The following is a 6120-nucleotide window of genomic DNA, read 5'->3' as shown; positions in this document are numbered from 1 at the left end:
AGTTCGCATCGCCGTGCTGAACGGCTACACCGCGCTCGGCATACCCGTCACTGTGGCCGTAGGATAGGTCCGTCCGGGGAAAGGGGAACCACGCTCAGACCCCGATTTGTGCAACAGCGCCTAGCACAACTCTGAATCATTCGCGTCCCTTCACCAACCGGCCTGTTTGTCCCCCTAGGCGCAATGTGGATTGTAGGGTGCGTTACGGGTGAGAACGGCCCACACTTGGCACAGCTGCCAAGCAAAGAGTTGCCAATTTGACGATGGGGACGGATTGGCAATGTCCATTTTCCGCACTTCGCTTATGCGTGAGCGAAGTGCGGAAAATGGAAAACGGATATCCGAACCCGGCATGGAAACAAACGAAGCGCCACGCTCTCTGCCTTGGCGGAATAGTCCGGTGGCGCCAAACGGCTTGTCTGAACTGGCCACGCCAACGAAGTGCTTGTCCCAAGCAGCCCGGCCCATTTCAGTTCGAACAGCCTCTCTGAAATCCGTTGTCACAATGCGCTTTCAGACGTTGGGTATCGTCGCTTGTCCAGCCCTTGGGTTCGGTAACCTGCACCCACGGGCCGATATAGTCCTGTGAATAGTAGGCATGGCCGTGCCCGGGCGGCGAGCCGAAGGACAGCGCCAGATCCAAAGCCAACTGAAACTGGGTCACTATAGGCATAAAGAAAAAGTGCTTGGACATATCATCTGCGGGCGGGTCACGCATCCATTGAGGTCGACGCCAAAGAGACGCCGGATCGTAGAAGACGACCGGATCACTGGAATACTGCAGAAAGAAAATGCGCATAGGGCCCCAGGCGGAAGGTGACCCGGACGCATCGCTGGTGCGTGAAGCGTAGCGCACCAGCGAACCATCTCCGATCTGCGGCAAAACCCAGGAACTGCCCGGATTGCGATGTTTCTGGACGTAGTTCCAAAAATTCGAGGGAAACGGTGGACCTGCCCAGAAAGCCCCATCAATCGGGTCGTCCAGAAGCCGAAAAAGATTGGTTGCATGCATTGAGGACCAGGCACCGAGGCTGAGGCCATGCATGTAGAGCCGCGGACGGGCGCCCTCTGGAAGTGTTTTCCAGTACCGGTGAACAACTTCCTGAAGCGCAGTAGCTTGCTCGAGACCGGTACTGGTCTCAAGGATCAGCGCCAGTGGCGACTGCAGATACGAATACTGTACGGCAACCGTGGCGATGTCACCGTTGTGCATGTATTCGACCGGATCATGCGACCCAGGGTCCATCCAACCGGTTCCGGTGGGGCTCGCCACGATCAGAACCTCACGCTCGAAGGCACCTTGGCGGCGCAGTTCAGCCAGTGCCAATTCCGCACGTTCGCGGGGCGTGGCCCCATTGGCACGGCCGACATAAACCCTGATCGGATCGCGCGCTGGCCGTCCTGTGAATGCCGATATGTCTTCCGCATCAGGCCCCGACATAATGAAATCCCGGCCCGGCTTTCCGATTGCCTTCCAGTCGATCAAGGAAGCTGTGCTTCCGCTTCTCCACAGGTCGGTCGGCGGTGGCGGGGCGTCATCGAACAGAGCCTGCGCCGCTTCATAGCTTTCATCAAGGACTGCGATGGTCCGGTCCAGAATGCCATCTCGTGTGACCACGAAGAGGATCAGTACGACTGCGATCAGACTGAACACATTCGCCCTTCGTGGCGGCATCACCCGATAGAAGCGCGCCCGGATCAGCCGAAACAGCGATGCGACGAGCCGCCCGAGCACAAAGGCGCAGACGAGTGTCGCGGCCGCAATGATCGAGATCCACGCGAGGTGCAAAGCGTCGGCTGGCTCCATCCCCATTTTCTGGCGGAGATCGTTCTGCCAAGTCAGGCTGGAAGCCAAAACCCACAGGAACATCGCAACAATCGCCCCGGACACGATCCAGATCAGCACATTCGCCGGACCGCGCGACAAGCGCGGCAGGTCACCGGCGTTCCACATGAGTGCAACGATCTGGCCGACCAGATATCCGAGCGCCGTGACCAACCCGCCAAGCACGCCCTGCAACTCGGGGCCACGTGGAATCAGGGACGGCGTCAGAGAGGCCGCGAAGAACAACAGGCCAAGCAGAAGGCAAGGAACTGAAATCGGGCCGAAGATTAGTGAAAGGATTCTCTTAGTCATCCAACTTTGTCCTTGGTGCCAACGCGCGGCTGCAGAACTGATCTTTCGCAAAACCTAGCCAGTGTCGGTTGCTTGCGAAACTGGGGCAGAGCCCATTCCGTCAACAGGCCCAGCTGCGTGTCTGCTGGCCGAAGCGCCAGTCGCACCAGGCTGTTCGATCCACAGGACATCAGAACCATCGCTTTGACCAGCTAAAGAGCGGCAAACACGCCGACGAGCAGTACATTGGCGAGGTCAATAAAAAACTTGGAAACGAGGGGCAGGACGATGAAGACCAAAGGAGCGGGCCCAAAATGCTTGGTGATGCGTTCAGGACGAGTAGACCCTTCTACCATCCATCCAGGTTTCGAGAACACTGATGTTTTTGATCTCGTCGGGCGGGACATCGCGCGGATCCTTTTCGAGGATGACCATGTCGGCAAGCTTGCCCGGTTCAAGACTGCCGACTTCATGATCGGAAAACAGCTGCCATGCGGCCTCGGAGGTGAGCGCCCGGATCGCAGATTCAACCGATATCGTCTCCTGCGGCGCCAGAATGTAGTCCGGCTCTTTCCAAGTGCGCCGAGTGACGGCCATCTCAATCATGTGCAGCGGGTTCGGGTCGGTCACCATGAAATCCGAATGCAGAGTGAAACCAACCCCGGCTTCTTCGACGCTTCGGCATCGGTCTAGCAACTGCGCCTTTTCCTCCCCAAATACCTCGTCACGCATCGCGACGCCCCAGTAGTGAACGTGACCGATCAGAAAGCTCGCCGACACACCTAGCTGCTGCATCCGTTCGATCTGGTCGTCGTGAAGTATCGAGCAATGCTCGATCCGCGGACGGACCCGGGACATGTCGATACCAGCATCAACAAGCGCCTGACAGGTGTCCAGCACATTATCGATCGCCGCATCGCCATTGCCGTGGATCGCAAGGTGCCAGCCCTTCCCGGCCCGCTCAAGCGCCATTGCGGTCAATTCATCAGGTTCCATATAGGCAAGGCCCCGGTCTTCGCTGTTCAGGTATGGTTCGCGCTGCAGTCCGGTGAACCCCTGGTTCGAGCCATCTGCCACCAGTTTGAAGCCCGCGATGCGGGCCATGGCATCCCCGTCCCCCTGATGGATACCCGCCTCGTCCCAGGCTTCGGTTCCCAAGGTATAGAAAGGATAGGCGCGGATTCGCGCCTTGAGGCGCCCGGATTGCGCCGCTGCAGCCATCACCTGCGCGTCCGCCGGCGACTGCGCTAGCGCGCCAAGGCTGAGTTCCGAGACCGTCGTGAGGCCGACCGCGCCCCATTTTTCCAGCAGCCCAATCAGGCCTTCCACAGGATCGGCCTCCATCATGCCCGGGTAGTGCGAGGCAACCTGCAGGAACGCAACGTTGTTCTTCATGAAGCCGTTCAGGTTACCCTCAGCATCGCGGACAAACTCTCCGCCCGAAGGATTTTCGATGTCATTGGGGATCCCGGAGACTTCGAAGGCCTTGGAGTTGGCATAGGCCAAGTGCCCCGAGGCGTTTAAAACGAAAATCGGGTGCTCGGTTGAGATTGGATCCAGCTCGGCAAAGGTCAGCGCATCCGGTCCTTCCTGAACCGCAGGGTCGAAGTTGCGGAAAACCAGCCATTCACCCGCGGGCGTTTCCGCTGCGCGCTTTGCGATGTGGTCCAGCACTTCGGTGGCGGTCGTGAAGCGGGCCATGCCGACATAGTCCATGATGGAGTCCACCACGGAACCGGAAATAACATGGGAGTGAGCATCGATGAAGCCGGGCAAGACAGTCTTACCTTCAAGGTCGACGATCTTGGCATCCGCGCCAGCCACTGCGCGAACCTCACCGTCGGTTCCCACTGCCAGAATACGGTTGCCGCGAAGAGCAATCGCTTCGACCTCGGAGAAATCATCATCGACGGTAAGCACATTGCCGTTGGTGAAGACGGTGACTGACTGCGACTGCGCTCTGGCGCCCCTTCCCATAACGGCTGCCAACCCTACACCGGCGGCACTCGTCTTCATGAAATCCCGGCGCCCCATGCTGGTCCAGTTGATACCCCAGTTGCAGGACCAGCCTGTGCCACTCTCAGCCGCGGCTTTCAGCTTGCTGACGTTTCGGCTTACTTCAAACAACTTTCCAAAGGTGCCACTGCAGCACGGGCAACCAAACTTGTCATGGGTCATGGGTCATGGGCTCATTCCTTTTTGGTTCGTTCAAGTTGTTGGCATTGCAGGAAGGATAAGTCGGTCTTGCATAATATTGCAGCGGTTCAGCTGCGGTCTTGCGACGAGCTCCGAGGCTCCGAGGTGCCAGATATCACGACCCGATCTGCTGCAACCTGGTTCCAGCGCTCCGTTTAGACTAGCCAAAAGATGGCGGGATCGCGAAGGCTTTCGCCAACTGTAGGCATTCACGCCAACAATGCACACCTTCGACGGCGCAGCCATCGCGAGCCAACTTTGTGAACGGAATTTCGTCAGCACGGGCATGCGATGCGACGTGCGGCGTCCTGAACAAAGCGTCCCTAGAAAATGAGAAGGCAGCTTCATTGCGCTTATGCCCCATAAAAATCATTCGCAGAATAGCAGTGTTCTCGATTGGTGGTTTTGACGCAAATCAACGCCAATAGCTCAAAACACGTTCAAGCTGTTTTCCAAAGTACTTCATGTGATCGCCAGCAGGGCGCGGCATTTTTTCTTGTCTGCTCGAATGCCGCGATTTGTTGCACTCAGCTCAGGTAGCCTAATAGCAGGCGGCCAGAGGAATTTTCCCGCATGGCGCATTGTCCAATAAGAGGTTTGATTATGAGGATCGATATCTTCCGTACTGACCAGGCGCGACATGCCGATGGCAGCTTTCACCCCGGATGGAGAAGGATGTCATTGACCGGGCTCTTCGCCGCAATAACAGCGTTGATAATCCCCGGCAGTGTCTTTTCGCAGGACACAGATGACCTCGCCAAGCAACTTGCCAATCCGGTCGCAGATCTGATCAGCGTACCGCTTCAGTTCAATTACGATCGCTATGGCGGCCATACTGATCGGTATCTCCTGAACATCCAACCGGTCATCCCCTTTGATCTTGGGGATGACTTGAACCTGATAACGCGCACGATAATACCCGTCGTCTCTCTGGATGGGCCTGGCATCAACCAGAATGGCGTCGGCGACATTGTCCAGAGCTTCTTCTTGTCACCGAAGGTACCAACGGCGGGGGGCTGGATCTGGGGGGCCGGTCCGGTGTTCCTCTACCCCACTGGTGGGGACGGGGTGTCTGCCGACACCTTTGCTGCAGGCCCAACAGCCGTGGCTCTCCGCCAGCGGGGCCCCTGGACCTACGGCGGCCTTGCCAACCACCTCAGGTCGCTTGACGACAATCCAGGGACTAAGATCAACTCAACGTTTCTAAACCCATTCCTCTCTTACACTACGCCTACAGGGACCAGCTACGCTCTGCAGACCGAGGCAACTTACGACTGGGAGGTCAAAGAATGGTCAGTTCCAATCGGTGTTGTCGTGACACAGGTTTTCACGATTGGCTCGCAGCCCGTGTCCATAGGGGCGGTGTCAGGTACTGGGCCGCATCACCCGGGAACGGCCCAGAAGGCTGGGGCGCCAGGTTCAACTTCACCTTCCTTTTTCCAAAGTAAAAAGCCCTTAATAGCTTTCCTATGCCTAGCAGGAATAACCGCGCAGACGCTTGACGTGGTGGGCAAATTATTAGCTGGTGCTGGGAGGCATCTGGCAAATTGCACCGAACATGAACAGAATGAGACATCTTGATTGAAAGGAGTATGGCAGGTTTTATGGAAGGGCATTCTGCGCACGGATCTTCTGAAGCTTTGGTCTTCGCGCGAACCGCATCACCCTCTCCTGCCTGGGTGCAGCGCAAGGTCGCGGCAACGGTTCCGAGGCTGCGCTGCCTTCGCTGTTCGCGGTGCTTGGTCATGTCTTGTCTTTTCGTCGGGCTTGTCACTCAGACGGCGGTCGTGCAGAGGGCGCATCGAACG

Annotated in this window: 3 protein-coding genes; 1 reads left to right on the top strand and 2 read right to left on the bottom strand. The window is 57.6% G+C overall.

Translation table 11 applies throughout. The features are described 5' to 3' along the window. Positions 1–469: 469 nt before the first annotated feature. Positions 470–2137 (bottom strand): alpha/beta hydrolase, encoded by a 1668-nt coding sequence (locus SM763_RS23740; RefSeq protein WP_369000015.1) that lies wholly within the window; start codon positions 2135–2137, stop codon positions 470–472. A 309-nt stretch (positions 2138–2446) separates the two neighbouring features. Further along, entirely contained in the window at positions 2447–4294 is a 1848-nt protein-coding gene (locus SM763_RS23735; protein ID WP_369000013.1) for an amidohydrolase, read from the bottom strand. Between the two features lie 621 nt (positions 4295–4915). Here SM763_RS23735 and SM763_RS23730 point away from each other — a divergent pair. After that, positions 4916–5893 (top strand): hypothetical protein, encoded by a 978-nt coding sequence (locus SM763_RS23730; RefSeq protein WP_369000011.1) that lies wholly within the window; start codon positions 4916–4918, stop codon positions 5891–5893. The last annotated feature ends 227 nt before the right edge of the window (positions 5894–6120 follow it).

The sequence above is a fragment of the Pseudophaeobacter sp. C1-32P7 genome (assembly GCF_041008775.1).
Lineage (GTDB): Bacteria > Pseudomonadota > Alphaproteobacteria > Rhodobacterales > Rhodobacteraceae > Phycobacter > Phycobacter gallaeciensis_A.
This window is presented reverse-complemented; position numbering and strand designations above follow the sequence as displayed.